General features: G+C 71.1%; 20 protein-coding genes. 13 read left to right on the plus strand and 7 right to left on the minus strand.

The features are described from left to right. Positions 1-118: 118 nt before the first annotated feature. Positions 119-838 carry a sulfite exporter TauE/SafE family protein gene (locus HNR30_RS29015; RefSeq protein WP_312894712.1) on the plus strand — a complete coding sequence of 240 codons (720 nt, stop codon included), beginning with the start codon at positions 119-121 and terminating at the stop codon, positions 836-838. On the opposite strand, the gene HNR30_RS29020 is transcribed toward HNR30_RS29015, so the two are convergent. After that, entirely contained in the window at positions 835-1665 is an 831-nt protein-coding gene (locus HNR30_RS29020) for a neutral zinc metallopeptidase (RefSeq protein ID WP_181613237.1), read from the minus strand. The genes HNR30_RS29015 and HNR30_RS29020 overlap by 4 nt on opposite strands. A 41-nt stretch (positions 1666-1706) precedes the next feature. Further along, positions 1707-2483 carry a neutral zinc metallopeptidase gene (locus tag HNR30_RS29025; protein WP_312894713.1) on the minus strand — a complete coding sequence of 259 codons (777 nt, stop codon included), beginning with the start codon at positions 2481-2483 and terminating at the stop codon, positions 1707-1709. A 178-nt stretch (positions 2484-2661) separates the two neighbouring features. On the opposite strand from HNR30_RS29025, the gene dxs reads away from it, so the two are divergent. The 9 genes from dxs to HNR30_RS29070 all read left to right on the plus strand — a co-directional run bounded on the left by dxs (position 2662) and on the right by HNR30_RS29070 (position 13587). Beyond that, entirely contained in the window at positions 2662-4542 is a 1881-nt protein-coding gene (dxs, locus tag HNR30_RS29030) for a 1-deoxy-D-xylulose-5-phosphate synthase (protein WP_376771767.1), read from the plus strand. 38 nt (positions 4543-4580) lie between these two features. Next, positions 4581-5138: a TetR/AcrR family transcriptional regulator gene (locus HNR30_RS29035; protein ID WP_181613239.1), complete on the plus strand. Its 558-nt coding sequence runs from the start codon at positions 4581-4583 to the stop codon at positions 5136-5138. 73 nt (positions 5139-5211) lie between these two features. Beyond that, the gene (locus tag HNR30_RS29040) at positions 5212-6870 is read left to right on the plus strand and encodes an alpha/beta fold hydrolase (protein ID WP_181613240.1); all 1659 of its coding nucleotides are present in this window, start codon (positions 5212-5214) and stop codon (positions 6868-6870) included. 28 nt (positions 6871-6898) lie between these two features. After that, complete coding sequence (locus HNR30_RS29045; RefSeq protein ID WP_181613241.1) at positions 6899-8350, plus strand: amino acid permease; 1452 nt, start codon at positions 6899-6901, stop codon at positions 8348-8350. A gap of 107 nt (positions 8351-8457) precedes the next feature. After that, positions 8458-9588, plus strand: a complete 1131-nt coding sequence (locus HNR30_RS29050) for a sugar ABC transporter substrate-binding protein (RefSeq protein ID WP_181613242.1) — start codon at positions 8458-8460, stop codon at positions 9586-9588. A gap of 67 nt (positions 9589-9655) precedes the next feature. After that, positions 9656-10423 (plus strand): ATP-binding cassette domain-containing protein, encoded by a 768-nt coding sequence (locus tag HNR30_RS29055; RefSeq protein ID WP_181613243.1) that lies wholly within the window; start codon positions 9656-9658, stop codon positions 10421-10423. Continuing rightward, on the plus strand, positions 10420-11646 hold the full coding sequence (locus tag HNR30_RS29060) for a sugar ABC transporter permease (RefSeq protein WP_181613244.1): 1227 nt from the start codon (positions 10420-10422) through the stop codon (positions 11644-11646). The genes HNR30_RS29055 and HNR30_RS29060 overlap by 4 nt, the downstream gene beginning before the upstream one ends. A gap of 34 nt (positions 11647-11680) precedes the next feature. Further along, entirely contained in the window at positions 11681-12886 is a 1206-nt protein-coding gene (locus HNR30_RS29065) for an ROK family transcriptional regulator (protein WP_181613245.1), read from the plus strand. 44 nt (positions 12887-12930) lie between these two features. Beyond that, positions 12931-13587, plus strand: a complete 657-nt coding sequence (locus HNR30_RS29070) for a hypothetical protein (protein WP_181613246.1) — start codon at positions 12931-12933, stop codon at positions 13585-13587. Here the strand turns inward: HNR30_RS29070 and HNR30_RS29075 are convergent. From HNR30_RS29075 to HNR30_RS29090, 4 genes are all read right to left on the minus strand, one after another. Next, a complete protein-coding gene (locus HNR30_RS29075; protein ID WP_181613247.1) occupies positions 13575-13961 on the minus strand; it encodes an SSI family serine proteinase inhibitor in 387 nt (128 codons plus the stop codon). The two genes, HNR30_RS29070 and HNR30_RS29075, sit on opposite strands and share 13 nt — an antisense overlap. Positions 13962-14071: 110 nt before the next feature. Further along, positions 14072-16132 (minus strand): 3-hydroxyacyl-CoA dehydrogenase NAD-binding domain-containing protein, encoded by a 2061-nt coding sequence (locus tag HNR30_RS29080; protein WP_181613248.1) that lies wholly within the window; start codon positions 16130-16132, stop codon positions 14072-14074. Continuing rightward, positions 16129-17316, minus strand: coding sequence for a thiolase family protein (locus tag HNR30_RS29085; protein ID WP_181613249.1), 1188 nt, complete (start codon positions 17314-17316; stop codon positions 16129-16131). The genes HNR30_RS29080 and HNR30_RS29085 overlap by 4 nt, the downstream gene beginning before the upstream one ends. A gap of 55 nt (positions 17317-17371) precedes the next feature. Next, positions 17372-17668, minus strand: a complete 297-nt coding sequence (locus tag HNR30_RS29090; RefSeq protein ID WP_181613250.1) for an ArsR/SmtB family transcription factor — start codon at positions 17666-17668, stop codon at positions 17372-17374. Between the two features lie 80 nt (positions 17669-17748). Between HNR30_RS29090 and HNR30_RS29095 the strand changes: the two genes are divergently transcribed. Continuing rightward, the gene (locus tag HNR30_RS29095; RefSeq protein ID WP_181613251.1) at positions 17749-19140 is read left to right on the plus strand and encodes an MFS transporter; all 1392 of its coding nucleotides are present in this window, start codon (positions 17749-17751) and stop codon (positions 19138-19140) included. Further along, the gene (locus HNR30_RS29100) at positions 19137-20573 is read left to right on the plus strand and encodes an FAD-dependent monooxygenase (protein ID WP_181613252.1); all 1437 of its coding nucleotides are present in this window, start codon (positions 19137-19139) and stop codon (positions 20571-20573) included. The genes HNR30_RS29095 and HNR30_RS29100 overlap by 4 nt, the downstream gene beginning before the upstream one ends. Here HNR30_RS29100 and HNR30_RS29105 read toward each other — a convergent pair. Beyond that, entirely contained in the window at positions 20540-23329 is a 2790-nt protein-coding gene (locus HNR30_RS29105; RefSeq protein WP_181613253.1) for a tetratricopeptide repeat protein, read from the minus strand. The two genes, HNR30_RS29100 and HNR30_RS29105, sit on opposite strands and share 34 nt — an antisense overlap. A 135-nt stretch (positions 23330-23464) precedes the next feature. Here HNR30_RS29105 and HNR30_RS29110 point away from each other — a divergent pair, with 135 nt between their 5' ends. Further along, positions 23465-24472, plus strand: coding sequence for a hypothetical protein (locus HNR30_RS29110; RefSeq protein WP_181613254.1), 1008 nt, complete (start codon positions 23465-23467; stop codon positions 24470-24472). The last annotated feature ends 41 nt before the right edge of the window (positions 24473-24513 follow it).

A 24513-nucleotide genomic window follows, 5' to 3' on the forward strand; every position in this document is an offset into this window, starting at 1 on the left:
GCCGAGCACCGGACCGGCCGCCCACGCGGCGGTGCCCGGCGAGGACCGCGGGCGGCGGTCCGGCCCGCGGCTTTCCCCTTGGACCCATGGGAAAAGTGGTGTTCTAGGGTTCCCGCCCATGGAGTGGATGGTCCTGCTCGTGGCAGGTACGGCGGTGCTCGTGGGGGCGATCGTCCAGGGCGCTGTCGGCTTCGGGCTGGGCCTGGTGGCGGCCCCCGTGGTGACGATGCTCGACCCCGGCCTGATGCCTGGAGCGATCCAGGTCGTCAACGTCACGCTGCCGCTGTTCACCCTGGCCGCCGAGTGGCGGCGCATCGACTGGCGCGGCCTGGGCTGGGCCCTGCTGGGCCGCCTGCCGGGCAGCGCGCTGGGCGCACTGATCGTCGTCCACGTCTCGGCGAGCACGCTCGGCGTGATGGTGGGCGTCATGGTGCTGATCGCGGTCACGCTGACCGCCAGGGCGCTGTCGGTGCCGCGCAACGGCCTCACGCTCACCGGCGCCGGATTCGTCTCGGGCATCACCGGCACCGCGACCGGCATCGGCGGCCCGCCCATCGCGCTGGTCTACCAGAGCGCCAAGGGCCCCCAGATCCGGGCCACGCTGGCGGGCTTCTTCTTCCTCAGCGCCGCTCAGTCGCTGGGCATCCTGTGGGCGGTCGACCGGCTGCCCGCCAGGGCCGTGACGTCGGGCCTGGCGCTGATCCCGTTCCTGGTCGCCGGCTTCCTGCTGTCGGGCCCGCTGCGCCGCTACCTCGACGGAGGGCGCGTGCGGGCCGCGATCCTGCTGGTGGCCGCCGTGTCGGCGGCCACCCTCATCGGGCAGAGCCTGTACGGCTAGGCGGTGCGCTTGGCCGAGGCGGTGAAGGTGTTGCACACCTGCGGCCCCTTGCCGCTGAAGCCGCGCGTCAGCCAGTAGCGCTGGTTGGTGGGCTTGCCGTGGGTGGGGGAGGTGATCTCCAGGTCGGGCGAGTCGCCGCCGCCCTTGATGCCGTCGGTGGTGCCGCCGAGCTCGTGCTCGGTCAGGTCCTTGAACTCCGCCTTGGTCCGGCCGAGCGTGGACCACACGCTGCCGATGAACGCCCCGGCCAGGCAGTCGGCCTGCAGCTCGATCCGGCGGTGCATCGCGTAGTGCGCGTCGTCGCTCTTGAACTTCATCTTGTCGTAGACCGGGATGATGCCGGTGATCTGCTGGATGTGGTGACCGTACTCGTGGGCCATCACGCCGATGTGGATCATGCTGGTCGGGTCGTCGAGCGCGTCGCCGTCGACGAGCATGTAGAAGTTCTCGTTGTCCGGGCAGTAGAGGGCCAGCACGCCAGGACCGGGGAACCTGCCGCAGGCGCCGATCGGGTCGCCGATGTTGTTGACCACCTCGAAGTCGGGCGCGCGGAATCTCATCCCGGCCTTCTTGAAGTGGGCCTTCCACGAGGTGTTGAGGCATCCCATGACGACTTCCAGGTATTCACGCGCGGCCGCCATGTCACCTCGCTCCCAGTGGGTCTCGGTGCACTTCTTGGCGGGCATCTTGCCGCTCTTGTAGAGGGCGTTGTTCGCCAGGGTCTTGGGGGGTGCGGCGGAGACTGCGGCCTGAGCCGTACCGGGCAAGAGACCGGCGGTGAGCGCGAGAGCCGCGCTGCAAACCAGCGCCTTCAGGGTGATACGCATGGCAGGTGACCTTATAGCAAGGTAATGCGCAGGCAAAGAAACTATTGCACCGCTCCGGATTTCACCGACCAGGTGTTGCACGCCCACGGCGCCGCCTCGGCGAATCCGCGCTTCATCCAGGTCGCCTGGGTCCTGCCCCGGCCGTGGTCGTTCTCGGCCCAGCCCTTGTCGCCGTTGCGCTGGAACCAGTTGACCGCGTAGTTCCATTCGGCCTCGTCCACCGGGAAACTGCGCTTGATGGTGGACATGAAGACCGCCGACAGGCATTCGGCCTGCAATTCCGAGCGGCGCGTGAGTTCGAGCTTCCTGGCCTTGGTGCGGGCGGCGGCGCGGGTGCTCCAGTAGAAACGCCAGATCCCGGCCATCTCCTGCACGTGGTGACCGTACTCATGGGCCAGCAGGCGGGCGATGCCGAGCCCGAACGGACGGCGCACGGCGGCGGCGTTGACCACCATGTAGATGCTGCGGTCCTTGGAGCAGTAGACGCCGTCGGCCCCGGGTGTCCACGCGCCGCACGGCGTGGTGGCCTGCCCGGCGACGAACGTCAGCCCGGGCGGGGCGAAGCCCAGGCCCGCCTGGCGGAACTCCGCCGCCCAGGCGATGTCGAGGCAGGCTTTGAGGTGCCGCAGGAAGCGCGCGTAGCCGGGCTGGTCGTTCTTGGCCAGCGTGCCGGGGCTGCAGTTGGTGCCCGCCAGTTTCCCCGTGCGGTAGAGCGCGCTGTCGGTCGCCACCTTGCTCTCCGCCGACTGCTTCTTCTGGGGCACCGCCACACGATCGGCGAAGCTGGCCGGAGCGTGCGCGGTTCCCGCACCGGCCACGGAAAACACCACCAGGAGGGCAACCAGTGACGAAGCTCGACTGAAGGGGCGAGTGTTCATCTTGAGGGAAAGACTAGGTCAAGATCGGGCATAGGCCGGGATTGTCCAGGCAAGTGAGGCGGCACCGCCCTCACGAACTAGACTCGGGGTCGAACGGCTAGCAGAGGGGACTGACTTCGTGGGCAAGCTGCTTGCTTCGATCAGGGGGCCGGAAGATCTGAAGAGGCTCGACGTCGGAGAGCTGCCAGGGCTGGCGGGGGAGATCCGTGACCTGCTGGTCGACTCCTGCGCCAAGACGGGCGGCCACCTGGGGCCGAACCTGGGCGTGGTGGAGCTGACGATCGCGCTCCACCGGGTCTTCGACTCGCCCGACGACCCGATCATCTGGGACACCGGCCACCAGTCGTACGTCCACAAGATGCTCACCGGGCGCGCCGAGGGCTTCAAGGCGCTCAAGCAGGAGGGCGGCCTGTCCGGCTACCCCTCCCAGGGCGAGTCCGGCCACGACTTCGTGGAGAACTCCCACGCCTCGACCGCGCTGTCGTACGGCGAGGGCATGGCCAAGGCCTTCAAGCTGCGCGGCGAGCGCGACCGCACCGTGGTCTCGGTCATCGGCGACGGCGCGCTGACCGGCGGCATGGCCTGGGAGGCGCTCAACAACGTCGCCGAGCACGACGACCTGCGCCTGGTCATCGTCGTCAACGACAACGGCCGTTCCTACAGCCCGACCATCGGCGGCCTGGGCCGCCACCTCGCCTCGCTGCGGGTCACCCGGCGCTACGAGGAGATGCTCGACTTCTTCAAGGGCAAGCTCGAGAACGTCCCGCTCGTCTACGACGCGCTCCACGGCTTCAAGAAGGGCGTCAAGGACATCGTCGCCCCCCAGGTCATGTTCGAGGACCTGGGCCTGAAGTACGTCGGGCCCATCGACGGCCACGACGAGCAGGCCATGGAGGCGGCGCTGCGCACGGCGCGCGACTTCGGCGGGCCGGTCATCGTCCACTGCGTGACCCAGAAGGGCCGCGGCTACGCCCCGGCCGAGAACCACGAAGAGGACCAGTTCCACTCGCCCGGCGCCTTCGACCGCGCGACCGGTCTCGAGAAGCCCAAGGGCCGCATCTGGACCAACGTCTTCGCCGAGGAGCTCGTCCGCCTGGGCGGCGAGCGCGACGACCTGGTCGCCATCACCGCCGCCATGCTTCACCCGACCGGGCTCAACGAGTTCGCCGAGGCCTTCCCGACGCGCACGTTCGACGTCGGCATCGCCGAGCAGCACGCCCTCACCAGCGCCGCCGGGCTGGCGCTCGGCGGCCTGCACCCGGTGGTGGCCGTCTACGCCACCTTCCTCAACCGCGCCTTCGACCAGCTGCTGATGGACGTGGCGCTGCACAAGCTGCCGGTCACCGTCGTGCTCGACCGCGCCGGCGTCACCGGCGACGACGGCGCCTCCCACAACGGCATGTGGGACCTGTCGATCCTGCAGGTCGTCCCAGGCCTGCGCATCGCCGTGCCCCGCGACGGCGAGCGCCTGGAGGAGCTCCTGCGCGAGGCGGTGGAGGTCTCCGACGCTCCCACCGTCCTGCGTTTCCCGAAGGGCCCGGTCGCCGCCTCGATCGAGGCCGTCGGCAAGCTCGGCGAGATGGACGTGCTGCGCGCGGGCGACCCCGACGTGCTGCTCGTGGCGGTCGGGCCGATGGCCCAGGCCGCCCTCGACGCCGCCGTGCTGCTCGACGCCCAGGGCATCTCCGCCACGGTCGTCGACCCGCGCTGGGTCAAGCCGCTCGACGAGGCGCTGGTGCTGGCGGCGGGAGCGCACAAGCTCGTCGCCGTGGTCGAGGACAACGGCCGCGTCGGCGGCGTCGGCGACGCCGTGTCGCGCCTGCTGCGCGACAACGACGTCGACGTGCCCGTGCGCACCTTCGGCATCCCGCAGCGTTTCCTCGACCACGCCAAGCGGGCGGCGATCCTCGGGCAGATCGGCCTCACGGGGCAGGACCTGGCCCGCGAGATCACCGAGGCCGTCGCCAAGCGCAGCACTCCCATCGACGCGCCGCACTAGGCCTTCCAGAAATATATAGATCGGTCTATTATCCCCTTGTGGGCCACAAGGGGACGGAAACGCGCGAGCGGATCCTCGACGCGTCGGAGAAGCTGATCGAGTCGGGCGGATACTTCAACGCCGGGCTCAATCAGGTGATCGCGGTCAGCGGCGCACCCCGCGGCTCGCTCTACTTCCATTTTCCGGAAGGGAAGGACCAGATCGTCGGCGAATCCCTGCGGCGGGCGGGTGCCACGATCGGCGGCGTCCTGGAAGGGCTGGCCGACTCCGGTGGCTCCGCCGCGGAGTTCGTCGAGGCGGTCATCGCCCACCTGGGCGATCGGCTCGAGGAGTCCGGCTGGGCCAGAGGGTGTCCGGTGGCCACCGTCGCGCTGGAGATGGCGGCCGTCAACGACGACTTGCAGCAAGCCTGCTCGGATGTGTACACGGCGTGGACGGCCGCACTGGCGTCCCGTCTCGACGGGCGCCTCGATGCCGACGACCTCGCGGTCACCCTGCTCGCGCTGATAGAGGGTGGGCTGGTGCTCGCCAAGGCGCATCGAAGCAGGGAGCCGCTGGAGCGTGTGGGTCGCCAGGTCGCCACGCTGCTGCCCTGACAAGGAGCCCGTCCTCTCGACGGGCTCTTTTTTGGGGCATGAAATATGTAGACCAGTCTATAGGGAGCTCGTCATGGACGCGATCGTCTTCGGCGCGGCCGGCTTCATCGGCCGATCGCTCGTCGCGGAACTGCTCGGCAGAGGCCAGAAGGTGGGGGCGGCCGTCCGCAAGGACACCCTCACACCGTGGCTGGAGGGACGCGGCGTCGACACCAGCGGCTTGACGCTGGTCCAGGCCGACGTCACCCGGCCACTCGATCACGTGCCGGCGGCGCGCGACGTCTACAACACCGCCGCCCGGTTCGCCTTCGGGCTCGGCGTGCAGGAAGCGCGGGCCGTCAACGTGCAGGGCGCGCTCAGCGTTGTCGACTGGGCGGCGACGCTACCGGAGCTGCGGCGACTCGTGCACGTCAGCGGTTACCGGGTCAGCGGGGCCCAGGCCGACTACGCGAGACTGGGCGCCTATGAGGCCTCCAAGGTCGAGGCCGATCACGCGGTCCGCGCGAGGGCGGCGGAGCTGAAGGTCCCGCTGTCGATCGCCAACCCCAGCACGGTGATCGGGCCCGGCCAGTACCTCGGCCTGGCATCGCTCGTCGAGAACCTGTGGAACGGGCGGCTGACCGCCCTCCCCGGCGGGGCCGACACCTTCCTGCCGGTCGTCACGAGTGACTTCTTCGCCGCCTTCCTGGCCGAGATCCCCGCCGAGCCCGAGGGCGAGGCCTACTGGGTGCTGGACGACAGCACCCCGAACCTGCCCGGCCTGATCGCCGCGGTCGCCGGTCACCTGGGGATGGGCGCCCCTCGCCGGCACATCCCGGCCGGCCTGCTACGCCGGCTGCCGCGACGGCTCACCGGGGCCGATCCCGAGACGCTGTCGTTCCTGTCGTCCGACAGGTATCCGACGGCCTCGGCCCGCGCCCTGGCCGACCGGGTGGGCCTGCGATGGCCGCCCGTCACCGACGCGCTGCGCACGTGGGCCGATGATCTCGTGGCCTCCCGCTTCGGCCGGGACACGCCCCGGATCACACCGTACGGCTTCCGCGAACGTACGTGGGTCGCCGGCGAGCCGTACCGGCCCGCCTATGTGCTGCTGCACGGACTGCCGATGAACGCCGACGTCTGGGCGCCGCTCGCCGGGCACCTGCGCGCCCCCCTGCTCGCTCCCGACCTGCCAGGACTGGGCCGTTCCGCGCCAGGCGAGCGGCCCACGCACGAGTGGCTGGCCCGGCTGATGGAGCCGGTGCGGACCCGGCCGGTGATGGTGGCCCACTCCGTGGCCTGCCTTCCCGCCCTGCGGTTCGCGATCGAGCACCCCGATCGCATCGACAGACTCGTGCTCATCGCCCCGCCCTTCCTTCAGGCGCCCGGCCCTCGGCTGCACCGATCGTTCCTGGCAGCCCCCTTGATGAGGCGGATGACCGCCGCGCGCCTGGCCGGCGCCCTCGGCCTGCCGGACGGGCCGGAAGTGGGCAGTGCGGCGGCCGACCTGCGCCGCCCCGGGGTAGCACGGCGCGTGGCCGCGGCGGCGCGCACGGCTCACGCCGGACGGCCGGTCGCGCGGGCCCTCCTGGAGCGGGTGCGGGTACCCGTCGAGATCATCGTGGGCTCCGCCGATCCACTGGTCGGGGAGCTCGGCCATCTTGTGACGGAGGTGGCGGGCACCGGGCACTACCCCCAGCTCACCCACCCGGCGGCGGTCGCCGGTCGTCTACTCCCCGCAGGAGGCGTGTGACCACCTATTGTGTGGGCAACATCACAGTGTGGAGATCTTTCGCACCAAGAGCGTTGAGCAGTCCATCCAGGACACCGAGGCACCCGAGCATCAGCTCAGGAAGCGCCTGAACGCCGTCGACCTCACGGTTTTCGGCATCGGCGTGATCATCGGTACCGGCATCTTCGTGCTGACCGGCCAGGTGGCCAAGAACACCGCCGGGCCCGCGGTGGCCCTCTCCTTCGTCGTGGCGGGCATCGTGTGCGGTCTGGCCGCCCTGTGTTACGCGGAGTTCGCCTCGACGGTGCCGGTGGCGGGCAGCGCCTACACCTTCGCCTTCGCCACGCTGGGGGAGTTCCCCGCGTGGATCATCGGCTGGGACCTGATGCTGGAGCTGGCCCTGGCGGCGGCGGTGGTGGCGGTCGGCTGGTCGCAGTACTTCGTGTCGCTGATGAGCAGTATCGGGATAGAGATCCCGTCGCTCGTCCTGTTCGGCAAGGATCTCAACGTCCCCGCGATGATCATCATCGCGATCCTCACCGCGGTGCTGATCGCGGGCATCAAGCTCTCCTCGCGGCTCAACCTGGTGATCGTCATCATCAAGGTCAGCGTCGTGCTCCTGGTGATCGTCGCCGGGCTCTTCTACGTCAACGGCGACAACTACACCCCCTTCATCCCGCCCGCGGAGTCCACGCCGGGTGTCGAGGGGCTCAAGGCGCCGCTGATCCAGGTGCTGTTCGGCATCACCCCGGTGGCGTTCGGCGTGATCGGCATCTTCTCCGCCGCCGCTCTCGTCTTCTTCGCCTACATCGGCTTCGACATCGTGGCCACCGCCGCGGAGGAGACCGTCAACCCGCAGCGCAACCTGCCGCGTGGCATCCTCGGCTCGCTGGCCATCTGCACCATCCTCTACGTGGCCGTCTCGCTGGTCGTGGTGGGCATGCAGCCCTACAGCGAACTCAACGAGGACGCTCCCTTGGCCGAGGCCTTCCGGGCGGTGAACCAGCCGTGGATCGCCTCGCTGATCAGCATCGGCGCGATCATCGGCCTGCTGGCGGTGGTGATGATCCTGCTGCTCGGCCAGACCCGGGTGTTGTTCGCCATGTGCCGCGACGGGCTGCTGCCCAGGGGGCTGGCCAAGGTGCATCCCAAGTACGGCACGCCGGCCAGGGTGACGCTGCTCGTGGGAGTGGTCTCGCTGATCCTGGCCTCGTTCATCCCGCTCAGCGCGCTGGCCGAACTGGTCAACATCGGCACGCTCTTCGCGTTCGTGGTGGTCTCGATCGGCGTCGTGGTGCTCCGCCGTACGCGGCCCGACCTGCCCCGGGCCTTCCGCACCCCGCTGGTCCCGCTGGTCCCGATCCTGGCGGTGCTGTCGTGCGTCTACCTGATGCTCAACCTGCCTGTGGAGACGTGGCTGCGCTTCGTCGTCTGGATGGTGATCGGTCTCATCGTGTACTTCGCCTATGGGTACTGGCACAGCAGGGCCGCTCGTAGGTAAGTTCTCGCGGACAACAAATGTTACCGTCCTGTGTCTGGCGCCTCTCATGGGTGGGGATTACGTTGTGCCAAACAACATTCACCCCCCCATGAGAAAGGCCCACGCGCATGCGCAAGGGGATTTTCACGATCGGCGCCGCCATGGTGGCGCTCTCCCTCGGTCTCACCGCCTGCGGGGGCGAAAGCGGTGACACCTCCGCCGGGACCGGCGCCTCCGCCTCGCCCGGTGCTTCGTCGGCGGCCCCGGCCGCCAAGGGCAAGGTCGGCGTGATCCTGCCCGACAGCAAGTCCTCGGTCCGCTGGGAGACGGCCGACCGCAAGTACCTGGAAGAGGCCTTCAAGGCCGCGGGCGTCGAGTACGACATCCAGAACGCCCAGGGCGACAAGGCCGCCTTCCAGACGATCGCCGACCAGATGATCACCAGTGGCGTCACCGTGCTCGCCATCGTCAACCTCGACAGCGGCACCGGCAAGGCCGTCCTCGACAAGGCCAAGGCCCAGGGCATCGCCACGATCGACTACGACCGCCTCACCCTCGGCGGCAACGCCGACTACTACGTCAGCTTCGACAACACCGCCGTCGGCAAGCTGCAGGGCGAGGGCCTGGTCAAGTGCCTGACCGACCAGAAGGCCGAGAAGCCGGTGATCGCGCGCCTGAACGGCTCGCCCACCGACAACAACGCCACCCTCTTCAAGCAGGGCTACGACGGCGTGCTGCAGCCCAAGTTCGACGCCGGTGAGTACGTCGCCGGACCGGACGACTCCGTGCCCGACTGGGACAACGCCCAGGCCGGCACCATCTTCGAGCAGCAGCTCACCAAGGAGCCGAAGATCGCCGGCGTGCTCGCCGCCAACGACGGCCTCGGCAACGCCGCCATCACCGTGCTGAAGAAGAACAACCTCAACGGCAAGGTCCCGGTCACCGGCCAGGACGCCACCGTTCAGGGCCTGCAGAACATCCTCAACGGCGACCAGTGCATGACCGTCTACAAGGCCGTCAAGCAGGAGGCCGACGCGACCGCCAAGCTCGCGATCGCGCTCGCCAACGGCGAGAAGCCGGCCGCGACCGGCACCGTCAAGGACACCGAGACCAACGCGGACGTCCCCGCCGTGCTGCTGACCCCCGTCGCCATCTTCAAGGACAACGTGAAGGACGTCGTCGCCGACAACTTCGTGACCAAGGAAGAGCTGTGCGCCGGCGAGTTCGCCGCCAAGTGCGCCGAGGCAGGAATCAGCTAGTTCCCCCGCGTACGGCTACCGCCCGCCGAGGGCGGTAGCCGTACCCCTCTTCCAAGGAGCACCCACAGTGACCACCCCGGTCCTGGAGCTGCGCGGGATCGACAAGAGCTTCGGTCCCGTCCAGGTCCTTCACGACGTCGCCTTCTCGGCCTATCCCGGTGAGGTGACCGCACTCGTCGGCGACAACGGCGCGGGCAAGTCCACGCTGGTCAAGTGCATCGGCGGCATCTATTCGATCGATTCTGGCGAGTACTACTTCGAGGGCAACTCCGTCACGGTGAGCAGCCCGCGCGAGGCCGCCGCGCTCGGCGTGGAGATCGTCTACCAGGACCTGGCGCTCTGCGACAACCTGGACATCGTGCAGAACATGTTCCTGGGCCGGGAGCGTAAGAGCGGCCTGGTCCTCGACGAGGCCACGATGGAGGAGATGGCCGCCAAGACCCTGGCGGGCCTGTCGGTGCGCACGGTCAAGTCGCTGCGCCAGCACGTCTCCAGCCTGTCGGGCGGTCAGCGCCAGACCGTGGCGATCGCCAAGGCGGTGCTCTGGAACAGCAAGGTCGTCATCCTCGACGAGCCGACCGCCGCGCTCGGCGTCGCCCAGACCGCGCAGGTGCTGGAACTGGTGCGTCAGCTGGCCGACAAGGGCCTGGCCGTCGTGCTCATCTCGCACAACCTCAACGACGTCTTCGCCGTCTCCGACCGGATCGCGGCGCTCTACCTCGGCCGCATGGCGGCCCAGGTCAAGGCCTCCGAGGTCACTCACTCGCAGGTCGTCGAACTGATCACCTCCGGCCGCAGCGGCACGCTCGGCCTGACGAACGGCAGTGGCTCATGAGCGTCGACACCCTGCCCCAGAAAGTCGAGTCGCAGGCCATCGTCAAGGAGTACGTCCAGCGGGTGCGCGGCGGCGACCTGGGCGCCCTCCCGGCCATCTTCGGGCTGGTCGTGCTCGTCGGCGTCTTCTCGGTGCTGCGGCCGATCTTCTTCTCGCCCGGCAACTTCGCCAACCTTCTCACGCAGGGCGCGGTCTACGTCGTCATCGCGATGGGCCTGATCTTCGTCCTGCTGCTCGGCGAGATCGACCTGTCGGCCGGCTTCGCCAGCGGCGTCTGCGCGGTCGTCATGTCGGTCACGCTGGTGAACGTGGGCGTGCCCTGGTACGTCGCGATCCTCGCGGCCATGGCCACGGGCGTCGTGATCGGCCTGATCCTGGGCTCGCTCGTCGCCAAACTCGGCATCCCGTCGTTCGTCGTGACGCTGGCCGCCTTCATCGCCTTCCAGGGTGTCGTCCTGCTGATCCTGGGCCAGGGCAACATCATCTCGGTGCGCGACCAGACCATCTTCGCCATCTCCAACAAGAACCTGCCGCCGTGGCTGGGCTGGGGACTGGCCGCCGCCGCCGTGGCGGGCTACGCCGCCGTGCAGCTCGTACAGGCGCGCAACCGCAGCAAGCGCGGGCTGGCCATCGCGCCCCCGCTGGTCATCGGCGGTCGCGTCGCGGCCGTGGCGCTCGTCATCGGCCTGGCCGTCTACGTGCTCAACCTCGACCGCGGCCGCGCCATCCCGCTCATGGGCGTGCCGATCGTGGTGCCGGTCATCCTGTTCTTCCTGCTGCTGTGGACGTTCGTGCTGCGCCGTACCGCCTTCGGGCGGCACATCTACGCGGTCGGCGGCAACGCCGAGGCCGCCCGGCGGGCGGGCATCCCCGTCGACCGGATCAAGATCGCCTGCTTCGTGATCTGCTCCTTCATGGCGTCGGTCGGCGGCGTGCTCGCCGTCTCGCGCGCCGCGTCGGTCGACCCGAACACCGGAGGCAGCAACGTCCTGCTCTTCTCCGTCGGTGCCGCCGTCATCGGCGGTACGAGCCTCTTCGGCGGCAAGGGGCGGGCGCTGGACGCGATCCTGGGCGGCGCGGTCGTGGCCGTCGTCGAGAACGGCATGGGTCTCATGGGCTACGGATCCGGCCAGAAGTTCGTCGTGACCGGTTCGGTGCTGCTGCTCGCGGCCAGCGTGGACGCCCTTTCGCGCAAGCGGGCCGCGGCCACGGGCCACCGATAGGGTGGATCTCTCCCACCCGAAGGATGGAACGACGATGCGTGCTGGTCCCTCTCAGGAGGAGATCCGCAGGTACAACCTGGGCACCCTGCTTCGCCACGTGCATCTCGGCGGTCCCACCTCACGAGCCGAGCTCACCAGCCGGATGGGACTCAACCGGAGCACGATCATGGCGCTCACCGCCGACCTGGCCGCCGCCGGGCTGGTACGCGAGGAACTGCCCAGGGAGACCGGGCGCGCCGGCCGTCCTTCGCTCGTCGTGCGGCCGGAATCGGCCCGCATCTACGTGCTCGCGTTCGACGTGGGCGTCGACCGGCTGGTCGCCGCCCGCGTCGGGCTGGGCGGGGTCATCCTCGACCGCCGCGAGTCCGTCCGGCAACGCGGCACCTTCGACCTGGCCGAGGTGATCTCCACGCTGGCCGGGTTCGCCCGCCAGATGGTGCGCAAGACCCGCCCCGACACGGTCTGCGTGGGCGCGGCCGCGGCCTTCTGCGGCGCCGTGCGCGAGAGCGACGGCACCGTGCACTTCAGCCCCAACCTGGTCGGCCCGATCGCCGAGCTGCCCTTCGGCGAGGAGCTGAGCCGCAAGCTCGCCATGGGCCTGCCGGTGGCGGTCGGCAACGACGCCAACCTGGGCGCGCTGGCCGAGCACACCAGGGGCGTGGCGCCGGGCTGCCGCAACCTCATCTACCTGCACGCCGACGTCGGCATCGGCGGCGGCATCATCGCGGGAGGCCACCTGCTCGGCGGCCACGAGGGCTACTTCGGCGAGGTCGGCCACATGATCGTCAACCCGGGCGGCCGTCCGTGCGGCTGCGGCTCACGCGGCTGCCTGGAGGCCGAGGTGGGGGAGCGGGCGCTCATCGACCACGCCGGCATGTACGGCAGGGTCGGGCGCGAGGCCGTGCGCACCCTGGTCGAGGCGGCCGACCGAGGCGACATCGCCGCCCGCGACTCGGTGCACCGCGCCGGCGACTGGCTGGGCATCGGCGTGGCCAACCTCGTCAACATCTTCAACCCCGAGGTCGTCGTCTTCGGCGGCACCCTGCGCGAGCTCTACCTGGGCTCGGCGGCCCAGGTGCGCACCCAGATCAACACCAGCAGCCTCCCGGCCGCCCGCGCCAACCTGCGGCTGCGCACCACCGCGCTCGGCGACGACGTCACCCTCGTCGGCGCCGCCGAGCTGGCCTTCACCCAGATGCTGGCCGACCCGCTGGAGATGCTCGCCCGGGTGAGTCCCTGACCGCCGGCGCGGAACCCTCCCGCACCGGGCGGTGTATCCGAGGCATGAAACGAATTCTGCTCATCCTCGGCCTGCTGCTCCCCGCTTTGGTGGTGGCCACGCCCGCCAGGGCAGGGGGCTGGGCGGTGACCTACCTCGACCCGGTGCCCGCCGCCTTCCAGCCGGGCACCTCCTACACCATCGGCTCCTGGCTGCTGCAGCACGGCAACCACCCCTACCACGGCAACGAGAAGGAGCTGAAGGTCGGGCTGAGCTTCTCCGACGGCAAGCGCACCCTGGCCTTCGACGCGGTACGGCTGCGCGAGCCCGCCCACTACGCCACCGCCGTCGCCCTGCCGGCCGGGAACTGGCGGGTCACGGCGATCCAGGAGTGGTTCTCCCCCTACGAACTCGGCACCCTCAAGGTTCCCGGCGCCTTCACCGCTCTGCCGCAGACGGCCGAGGCCAAGGCGTCGGCCGCCGACTGGCTCGCCGGCAACGGCGGCAAGGACCCCTGGGGCGAGATCAGGCCGCCGGGAATCGGCAAGACGGCGACCGCCCCCGTGGCAGCCGCCGCCCTGCCCATCACTCCCGCCGCGGCGTCCGTCGCCACGGATGCGTCCCCGTGGTGGCGCTCGCCGTACACCGCGCTCGCCGTCGTGCTGGCCTGCGCCACGCTCGGGCTGCTGGCGGTACGGCGGAGCAGGCGTCAGAACCTGTAGAGCGCGCCGCCCTCGGAGACCATCAGGCAGTTGTTGCCGAAGGTCCTGGTGAAGTCGACCCGCTTGCCGTACCAGCGGCCCTTCACCGTGACCGTGTGCGGCCTGAACTCCTTGGTGCAGATCGCGTCGGGGTTGGAGAGCTTGGCGGGCTTGCCCTTGACCTTGTTCAGGACGCGGCAGGCGGCGCGCGGGGTCGGGTGGCTGCCACCCGGCCATCCGCACGTCAGCCGGACGGACGTGGCCGCGGCGCCCTCGGCGGCGATCGTGATCTTGAGGGAGGCCCGCGGGCGATGCTGCCCCTCGGCCGCCATCGCCGGGGTCGCCGCCGCCGTCAGGAGGAGGCCGGCGGTGAGGAGGATCTTGAGCGCTTTCATTGGGATGGTGCCCCCGTACTCGGTTGGATGAGTGTCCTTTCCTCAGAGGACGGCACAGGCCCGCCGGAGGTTCACTCCGGCGGGCCTGGTGTGCCGATCGGCTCTGGCGGTCAGGCGGGGACGGAGGCCACGCCGGCCGGCAGGAAGCGGGGCGAGGAGACGCCCAGCCGGTCCAGGTAGGGCGTGATGCCGCCGAGGTGGAACGGCCAGCCCGCGCCGAGGATCATGCACAGGTCGATGTCCTGCGCGGCGGCGACCACGCCCTCGTCGAGCATGATCCGGATCTCCTCCGCCAGCGCCGCGAGCACACGCTCGCGCACCTGCTCGGCGGTCGACGGGTCGCTCCCGCCGGAGAAGACGGCGACGGCCTCCTCGTCGAGCGAGAAGTCGGGCTTGTAGACGCCGGGCTTGCCGGAGGCGACGAGCTTGGCCATGTTCTCCGAGACGCCGAAGCGGCCGGGGAAGGCGGCGTGCAGCGTCTCCGAGACGTGGTGGCCGACGGCCGGCCCGACGAGCTGCAGCAGCGCGAAGGGCGTCATGGGCAGCCCCATGGAGTCGAGCGCGTGCTCGGCGACCTGGAAGGGGGTACCCTCGTCGACGGCGGCGAAGACCTCGCCCATGAAGCGGGTCAGCAGCCGGTTGACGACGAACGCGGGCGCGTCCTTGACCAGGACCGAGGACTTGCGCAGCGATTTGCCGACGGCGAAGGCGGTGGCCAGGGTCTCGTCGGAGGTGGCCGCGCCGCGCACGATCTCCAGCAGCGGCATGACGGCGACGGGGTTGAAGAAGTGGAAGCCGACCAGACGCCCGGGATGCTTCAGGCCGGAGCCCATCTCGCTGACCGACAGCGAGGAGGTATTGGTCGCCAGCACGCACTCGGCGCTGACGTGCTCCTCGACCTCGGCGAAGACCTTCTTCTTGACCGCCATGTCCTCGAAGACGGCCTCGATGACGAAGTCGGCGTCGGCGAAGGCGTCCTTGGTGAGGGAGCCGGTGACCAGCGCCTTGAGGCGGTTGGCCTCGTCGGCCGAGACGCGGCCCTTGGCGGCGAGCTTGTCGACCTCGGTGTGCACGTAGCCGACGCCCTTGTCGAGCCGGGCCTGGTCGAGGTCGGTCAGGACGACCGGCACCTGGAGGCGGCGGGCGAACAGCAGCGCCATCTGGGAGGCCATGAGGCCCGCGCCGACGACGCCGACCTTGGTGACCTTGCGGGCCAGCGCCTTGTCGGGTGCTCCCGCGGGCTTCTTGGCCCTGCGCTGCACCAGGTCGAAGGCGTACAGCCCGGCCCGCAGCTCGTCGCCCATGAGGAGGTCGGCCAGGGCCTCGTCCTCGGCGGCGAATCCCTCGTCGGCGGAGGCCGTACGGCTGGCCAGGATCAGGTCGAGCGCCCGGTAGGGGGCGGGGGCGGCGCCGTGCAGCTTCATGTCGACGAGGAAGCGGGCGTCGCCGACGATCTTGTCCCAGTCGTCGCCGGCGAAGGACGGACGCTCCACGGAGACGGCGCCGGACAGCACGCGCGAGGCCCAGCGCAGCGACTCCTCCAGGAAGTCGGCCGAGTCGAACATGGCGTCCGCGACCCCGAGCGAGAACGCGTCGGCGCCCTTGAGCATGCGGTTCTGCGCGAGCGGGTTCTCGATGATCAACTTGATCGCCTTGGCCGGGCCGATCAGGCGGGGCAGCAGCTGGGTGCCGCCCCAGCCGGGGACCAGGCCGAGGAAACACTCGGGCAGCGACACGGCGGGCACGTTCGCGGCGATCGTGCGGTAGGTGCAGTGCAGCGCGATCTCCAGGCCGCCGCCCATGGCCGCGCCGTTGACGAAGGCGAAGGTGGGCACGCCGAGCTCGCCGAGCCGGCGGAAGACGCGGTGGCCGAGCCGCCCGATCTCCAGGGCCTCCTCGCGCGAGGCCACGGTGGCCGCGCCCTTCAGGTCGGCGCCGACGGCGAAGATGAACGGCTTGCCGATGACGCCGACGGCCGCCAGGTCGGAGCGCGCGGCGATGGCGTCGAGCGCCTCGTCCAGGGAGGCCAGGCCGAGGGGGCCGAAGGTGTTCGGCTTGGTGTGGTCGAAGCCGTTGTCGAGGGTGATCAGGGCCATCGTGCCCGCGCCGTACGGAAGCTCGACGTCGCGCACGATCGCCTTGGTGACGACTTCGGTGACTACTTCGCTCATGCTGCCAGGTTCTCCCAGATCACAGTTCCGCCCATGCCCATGCCGACACACATGGTGGTGATGCCGTAGCGCACGTCGGGGCGCTCGGCGAACTGGCGCGCCAGCTGGGTCATCAGGCGCACGCCCGAGGAGGCGAGCGGGTGACCGAAGGCGATGGCCCCGCCGTACGGGTTGACCTTGTCGGAGTCCTCGGGGATGCCGAAGTGGTCGAGGAAGGCCAGGACCTGGACGGCGAAGGCCTCGTTGATCTCGAACAGGCCGATGTCGTCGATCGAGAGCCCGGCCAGGCGCAGGGCCCGCTCGGTCGACGGGATGGGGCCGACGCCCATGACCTCGGGGTCGACGCCGGCGAAGGCGTAGGAGACCAGGCGCATCTTGGGCCGCAGGCCCAGCTCGCCGGCGACGTCGCGGGCGGCGACGATGCAGCCGGTGGCGCCGTCGTTGATGCCGGAGGAGTTGCCCGCGGTGACGTTGCCGTGCGGGCGGAAGGGGGTCTTCAGCGAGGCCAGCCCCTCCAGGGTGGTGCCGGGACGCGGCGCCTCGTCGGCGGTGGCCAGGCCCCAGCCCTTCTCGGCGGTCCTGATGCCCATCTCGACGAGGTCGGGCTGGATCTTGCCGTCGGCGTAGGCCTTGGCGACCTTCTCCTGGCTCATGACGGCGTAGGCGTCGGCACGCTGCTTGGAGATGGCCGGGTAGCGGTCGTGCAGGTTCTCCGCGGTCATGCCCATGGACAGCGCGCTCGCGTCGACCAGCTTGTCGGCCAGGAAGCGCGGGTTCGGGTCGACGCCCTCGCCCATGGGGTGGCGGCCCATGTGCTCCACGCCGCCCGCGATGGCCACGTCGTAGGCGCCGAAGGCGATGCCGCCGGCGACGCTGGTGACGGCGGTCATCGCGCCCGCGCACATGCGGTCGATGGCGTAGCCGGGCACGGTCTTGGGCAGGCCAGCCAGGATGGCGGCGCTGCGGCCGATGGTCAGGCCCTGGTCGCCGATCTGCGTGGTGGCCGCGACGGCGACCTCGTCCACCCGCTCAGGAGGCAGGCTGGGATTGCGCCGGATCAGTTCGCGGATGACGCGGACGACCAGGTCGTCCGCGCGGGTCTCCGCGTACAGCCCCTTGGGGCCCGACCTGCCGAAAGGCGTGCGTACGCCGTCGACGAAGACGACGTCACGGGAGGAAGGCACTCTTACGCTCCTCGCTGAGGGTGGAAGCTTGCCCCTCCATATTACTCGCCAGTAACTAGTCCTCCTTGAACACCAGGTCCAGCAGCCCGGGGAAGCGGGCGTCGACGTCGTCGCGGCGCAGCGTCTTGAAGCTGTTGCGCCCGGCCTGGCGCTCGCGCACCAGGCCGCTCTCGCGCAGGACGCGCCAGTGTCCGGTCTGAGTGGACTTGGGTACGGCAGGCAGGACCTCGCCGCACACCATCTCCTCTCCCGAGGCGAGATTGCGCACCATCTGCAGGCGGATCGGGTGGCCCAGCGCGGCGAGCACATCGACCAGGCGGATCTGCTCGCGAGTGGGGTGGAGCGCTGTCATGTCCCCACTTTACAAAACAGTTCGATTGTACGAGTATCTCGTACTGTTCGTCCTTCCCGAACTATCGAAGGATTGTTGTCATGCGTAACTGGGCCCTCGCCCTGCTGGCGTTGTCGCAGCTCATCACCGCCTTGGACTTCTACATCGTGATCGTCGCCCTGCCCGACATCGCGGCCGACCTCGGTTTCACCCCCCAGAACCTGCAATGGGTGGCCAGTGCCTACGCGGTGATCTACGGAGGCTTCCTGATGCTCGGCGGGCGCGCCGCCGACCTGCTCGGCCGCCGCAGGGTCTTCGTGGCCGCGATGGCGTTGTTCGCCCTGAGCTCGCTCGCCGGAGGCCTGGCCACCTCGCAAGGGCTGCTCATCGCCGCCCGCGCGGTGCAGGGCGTCGGCGGCGCGCTGCTCTTCCCCGCCACGCTCTCCCTGGTGAACACCCTGTTCGAGGAGGGGCCCGCCAGGAACAGGGCCCTGTCGGTGTGGAGCGGCGTCGGAGCCTCGGGCCTGGCCATCGGCTCCCTGGCCGGGGGCCTGCTGACCGGCTGGATCGGCTGGGAGGCCGTCTTCTACGTCAACGTGCCGCTCGCGGCGATCGGCATGATCGCCGCCTTCCGCGTGATCCCCGCCGACGGTCCCCGCGAGCACGGCCGCCGCTTCGACCTGACCGGCGCCGTCCTCGTCACCGCCGGCGTCACCCTGCTCGCCTTCGCCCTCATCCAGGGACCGGAATCCGGTTGGGGCTCGCCGCTCATCGTGTGGTCGTTCATCGTGGCCGCGATCCTGCTGGGCGCCTTCGTCACGGTCGAGCGCCACAGCCGCGACCCGCTCATGCCGCTGCGCCTGTTCCGCAACCGCAGCCTCACCTCGGCCATCCTCATCATCCTGATCTTCGGCGCGACCTTCATGGCCCAGCCGTACTTCCTGACCGTCTACTTCGGCCAGGCCCTCGGCTACGGCGCCGTCGCCACCGGCCTCGCCTTCGTCGTGCCCTCCCTGATGATCACCATCGGCACCCAGCTCTCCGGCCGCCTGGCCGCCCGCCTCGGCTCCCGCACCCTGCTGCTGGCCGGCACCCTCGGCGGCGCCCTCGGCACCGCCGCGCTCGCGCTCGGGGTGAGCGCCGGCGGCAGCTACTGGGCCATCCTGCCCGGCATCGTCGTCATGGGCATCAGCCAGGGCTTCACCTGGAACGGCATGTGGATCGCCTCCGCCACCGGCGTCGCCGCGGGCGAGCAGGGCGTCGCCTCCGGCATGGCCTCCACCGCGCTCCAGGTCGGCTCCGCCATCGGCCTGGCCATCCTCGTCGCGGCGGCGGGCCTCGGCTCCGCCACCGGCGCGCAGCTGGCCGGAGGCGTGCGCACCGCCCTGTTCATCACCGCCGGCGGCATCCTGCTCGGCAGCCTCGTCTCGCTGACCTTCGCCCGCAAGAGCGCCACCACCCAGGCGGAAGAGCCCGTGCTGGTGGCGGCATGATCGACGTCGCGATCGCCGGGGGCGGGCCCGTGGGCATGCTCCTGGCGGCCGAACTCGCCCTCCAGGGGGTGCGGCCGGTGGTCTTCGAGAAGCTGGCCGCACCCACCGGGGAGTCGAAGGCGGGCACCCTCCACACCCGCGTCGGCCAGCTGCTCGACCGGCGCGGCCTGCTCGACCAGGCCGGCCGCGCCACCTACGGCACCGTCGGCTTCCACTTCTCCGGCATGTTCGGCCTGCGCCTGTCGGCCGCCGACGGCCCGGCGATCGTGGGCAGCCCCCAGGCGTGGGCCGAGCGCGTCTTCGCCGAGCGGGCCGTCTCGCTCGGGGCGCGGATCCGGCGCGGCCACGAGATCACCGGCCTGGTCCAGCACGCCGGCCACGTCACCCTCACCGCGGGCGGCCACCAGGTGGACGCCAGGTACGTGGTCGGCGCCGACGGCGCCCGCAGCGCCGTACGGCGGGCCGCCGGCATCGACTTCCAAGGCACGGGCGCGCGCGTGGCCGCCCTCATGGGAGAGGTACGGCTCGGCCCCGGCGTGCCAGGAGGCTGGCACCGCACCCCGCGCGGCTGGCTCATGATCTGGCCCGACCCCCACGGCCACTCCCGCGTCACCACCTACGACTTCCGCGGCCCGCACCCCGACCGCGAGGCGCCGGTCACGCTGGACGAACTGCGCCAGGCCGCCTCCCGCATCGCCGGACGGCCCATCGAGATGAGCGACGCCCGCTCCCTGTCCAGGTACGGCGACGCCGCGCTGCAGGCCGCCTCCTACCGCGACCGGCGGGTCCTGCTCGCCGGGGACGCCGCGCACGTGCACTTCCCCTGGGGCGGCCAAGGGCTCAACACCAGCCTCGAGGACGCGATGAACCTGGGATGGAAACTCGCCGCCGTGGTGCACGGACACGCACCCGAGCACACGCTCGACAGCTACCACGCCGAACGCCACCCCGTCGCCGCGCGGGTGTTGTGGAACGTGCGCGCCCAGAACGCCCTGGCCCACCCGGACCCCGCCCTCGACCCGCTGCGCGAGCTGTTCGCCGAGCTGATGGAGCTGGAACCGGTCAACGATTACCTGACCGGGATGATCAGCGGCCAGGACATCCGCTACGACGTCGGCGTCGACGGCGCCGGATGGCTGGCGCCCGACCTGCGGATCAAGACCGGCGACGGCGAGGTGGGGCTGGCCGGGCTGCTGCGGCAGGGCCGGGCGTGCTTCGTGGACCTCGCCGGGCGCGACGACCTGGTCGAGGTCGTGGGGGAGCGGGTGCCCGTCGTGCGCGGGGTCGCCGAGAGTGAGCACGAGGCGCTGCTCGTCCGGCCGGACGGGTACGTCGCGTGGGCGGCTCCCTCGACGGCGCGGGAACTGGACGCGGCGATCGACCGGTGGTTCGTGGCGCCTCAGTCCTCGCGGCCGAGCAGCCTCCTGAGGTAGCCGGGCAGCCTCGTGGCCGTGTTGGTGACCTTGATGAGGCCCTGGAGCAGGGGTTGCGGCAGCGCGGTGAACACCCGGGCGATGTAGCTGCGCACCATGTCGTCGTGCAGCGGGCCGAAGTGCTGCCGCAGCCCCTGCTGGGCCCGGGCTATGCGCTCACGCGGCTCGGGCCCGCCATGACGGCAGGCGCCCGCTATGCCGTACTGCAGGAGCGCGAGAAGCGTGTCGGGATGCCGGTCGCCGAGCGCGGTCCGCAGGCCCTCGTAGGCCTGCCCGGCCAGCTCCTCGGCCTGGCCGAAATCCTCCAGCAGCATCGCCACGCCGCTCAGGCAGTAACTGATGCGCAGATGGATCGGATGGTCGTCGGCGTAGGCCGAGCGCGCGTCCTCGGCCGCGGCCACCAGGATCGCGCGGCCCGCCTCCGGGTCGTGCCATCCGGCCAGCTGCACGCCGTAGCCCGCCCTGATCACCAGGGTGAGGGGGTTGGTGGCGCCCAGGGTGCGCTCGTAGGTGTCGCGTAGACGGGCCAGCTCGGCCAGCTGCTCCTTGTCCGTGGCGCCGCCTAAGGGATAGGGCCGCCGCGCGTAGGCCGCGAGCTCCGCGCCCGCCAGCAGGATCGCCGCCTCCAGCGCCCGCGGATGGCCGGCGGAACCGGTGCGCTCGAACTCCTCCAGCGCGCGGCGGGCCGCGGCGGCCGACCTCCTGGGCCGGCCCAGGAGCAACTGGAGGTGGGCGTGCTCCAGGTGGAACTCGGGGAGCCCGGTGGGGTCCATGTCCGCCAGGAGCTGCCCTGCCTCCTTCGGCAGGCCGCGCAGGCGCAGCGCACGGGCCCGGTCGACCCGCACGGCGTCGCCGGGGTCCAGGGCCATCAGCTCCGTCCAGCACCGTTCGGCGTCGTGGAAGCGCGCCTGGCCGTCGAGCGCCATGGCCACCACGTGCAGCGCCCCGAGCCGAACCTCAGGCCCGGAGAGCCCGGCGTGCTCGGCGAGCGTGGAGCCGGCCAGGTCGGCCGCGCTCTCGTAGTCGCCGACCGTCAGCAGCCGCCTCGCCGCGCCCACGACCATGCTCGGCTCGGCCTCGCCCGCCCGCCGCAGCCGCTCCACCAGGCGCCGCTCCAGCCGGGCCGCCGTCAGATGCTCGGCCGACCTCTCGTCGACGCCGATCAGCGCCCGCAGCAGCGTGACCGCGGCCTCGTGCGCCAGCTCGTCGCGCTCGGCCAGCCGCCGCGCATGCGCCACCAGCGGATCGGTCGGCCCGGTCAGCTCCGTGAGCAGCGCGGCCACCGCGTGTCCCGCCGCGTCCAGGCAACCACGACGGGCCCGCTCCGGCACCGACCGCGCCACCCTCGGATGCACGGCGACCGCGTCACCCTCCCCGACCACCAGCGACAGGCGAGCGAGCACCCCGAGCGCGGGAAGCAGCAGCTCCCGGGCCTCGTCCTCGCTCCGGCCACGCAGCGACGCGACGCCCAGCAGCAGGACGGCGCGCGGGATCGGCGTCTGCTGCGCCAGCTCGCACGCCAGCCCCAGGACATCCATGGCCGTCTCGTCGAGTCCGCTCAGCGTGTCGTGCAGGACGTCGCCCTCGGCCCTCCGCAGATACGCCATCGGCGACAGCACCCCCAGTGACGCCCGCAGCTGGGAGTCGGCCACCCGCAGATCCTGCGGATGCCCGCCCAGCTCCCGCACGAGCTCCTCGGCCTCCTCCCGGTGCCGGGGCTCGTAGGCTCCGTCGAGCAGCGCCAGCGCCTCGTCCGCGGCGAGCCCGGTCAGGTGGACGCGGCCCCCGAGGTCGTCGAGACGCCTCTCGCGGCTGACCAGGATCGTGCGCACGTGACGGAAGGGCACGACCAGCCGACGCACGGCGTCATCGGGCCACGACTCGGGAACGTGGTCGACGATCCACAACGCCGGCTCGCCGATCCGGCGTGTCAGGTGGTGGAGCAGCCGCTCGTCGTCCACCCCGTCCAGGGGGACGCCGCGCTCCGCACCCAGCAGGCGCAGCTGGCGCAGGTACTCGTCCTCGCCGTCCCGGTCGGAGAGGGTGAAGCGGTGCACGCCGCCGGGGAAGGCGGCGGAGAACTCCCAGGCGTACTGCGTGACCAGGCTCGTCTTGCCCGCCCCCGGCAGCCCGGAGACCACGGCCACCCCGACAGGGGGCGCCTGCTCCACGAGCCGGAACTCACCCGCGTGCAGGGCGGAGTGCAGCGACCACAACTCCCGATAGCGATGCACCGCCTTGCGATCGAGCAACGGATCCGCCGGCCACCAGCGCCCCGCCGAACCTACGTGCGCGGCCCCCAGCGGCCCCGCCAGCGCCGCCACCCGCCGCGCGACCGCCTCGGCCAGCTCCCGCCTCCCGTCGGGGGTCGCGGGCGGGCGTCGGTACTTGAGGTCACGCAGCTCCACGGGCTCGATGTGGTCACCGCCGTCCTCGGGATTGACGACGAGGACACGCTCCTCCACGGACCCGGCCCGCTGGGCGAGCAGGAACGCGAAGGTCAGCTCCAGCCGGCAGGCGGGCCGCCGCGGGTAGGCGCGCGAGTAGTAGGCGAGCAGGACCGTGGACTTGAGAAGCGCCTCGGTGATGGTGCCGGTGATGCTCTCGTGGTAGCCGATGGAGCGCTCGTCGCGGAACACGCGCAGCCGCCTGCCGTTGGCCTTCGTCCTGAGCAGGGCCTTCTCGAGCGCCTGGACCTCGGACCGGTCGTCGACGGCGTAACTGAGGAAGACGTCGTAGTGCTCGTCAGGGCCCATGGGGCTACACAACACGATTCCGGCGAGCCCTGCCGGACGTGTCTGGCCCCAACTTTGTGTGAAATTTCCTGACAGGGTGGGTCGGACTCTGTTAGGAAAGATCGCGATCCACCATCCGCTGCGGAAAGGTTCACCGTGGAGCGCGACGACCGGACGCTGGACCCGGCGACGACGGGCGACGTGTTGTCGCCGCGTCGCGGGGCCGAGGGCGCGGACACCGCCGATCAGGAGGCGGCCACCCTGGACGACCCGCCCGGCGGCCACCTGACCGATCCGGGTCCGGCGGCCGTGCACCCCTCGGGCCCCGGCGTCTCCGCGCTGCCCGGCGGCCAGCCCACAGGCCTGGGCGCCGCACCCTCGGAGGGCCCTCGCGCCGCGCCGGCGGCGGGCCCGCGTGACGTGCCTCCCGCAGGTCTGGGTGCGGTGTCGACAGGGGCGTATCACCTTCCCGAGGGCGGCGAGGTGCCCGTTGCGCCGGGAGGGCAGGACCGGCCGCCCACCGCCGAGGAGAGCGACGTGGCCTTCTGGTCGTCCGACATCTCCCCGCGCCACCTCCCCCTGGAGCAGGGCTACGACCTCACCGAGCCCGTCGAGCCCGTCCTGGTGCCGCCGCCTCCCGACCCCGAGCAGGAGGTGCGCCGCCGTACCCGCATCCTCGTCGCCGCGGCGGTGGCCGTGGTCCTGGTGGGCGGCAGTGCGGGCTGGTTGCTGAGCTCCGCGGGCCCCGAGGAGAGCTGCGCGGGCGGCAGGTGTGTCACCGTGGAGCGGCTCGACGGCCCGCCGTCGGCGACGGTGGAGATCCCCGCCGGCCGTACGAGTCCCGCGGCCGTGCCGAGCCAGGCGCCGAGCCGTACGAAGCCCACGGAGGCGGCCTCGGCCCCGCGCACCACGCGGCCGCAGACGGTGCGGCCGACGCGCGAGCCGCAGGCGAGCGACACCCAGCCCGAGGCGGACGAGACCGGCGACGGGGCGAAGGAGCAGGTCAGCACCTACGACAAGGTCGAGTCGACCCCGGAGCCGGCGGCGCAGCAGGAGCCGGAGCAGAGCACGACCCCCGAGGCGAGCCCGCCGACGCCGGAAGAGCAGAAGCAGCCGGACAAGAAGGACTGTAACCTGCTCGAGGCGCTCTTCGGCTGCCCGTGAGGCGGCCGCTGGGGGCGTAGCCGGAGGATGCGCGGGGCCAC

This window comes from Nonomuraea soli, assembly GCF_013761175.1.
GTDB lineage: Bacteria > Actinomycetota > Actinomycetes > Streptosporangiales > Streptosporangiaceae > Nonomuraea > Nonomuraea soli.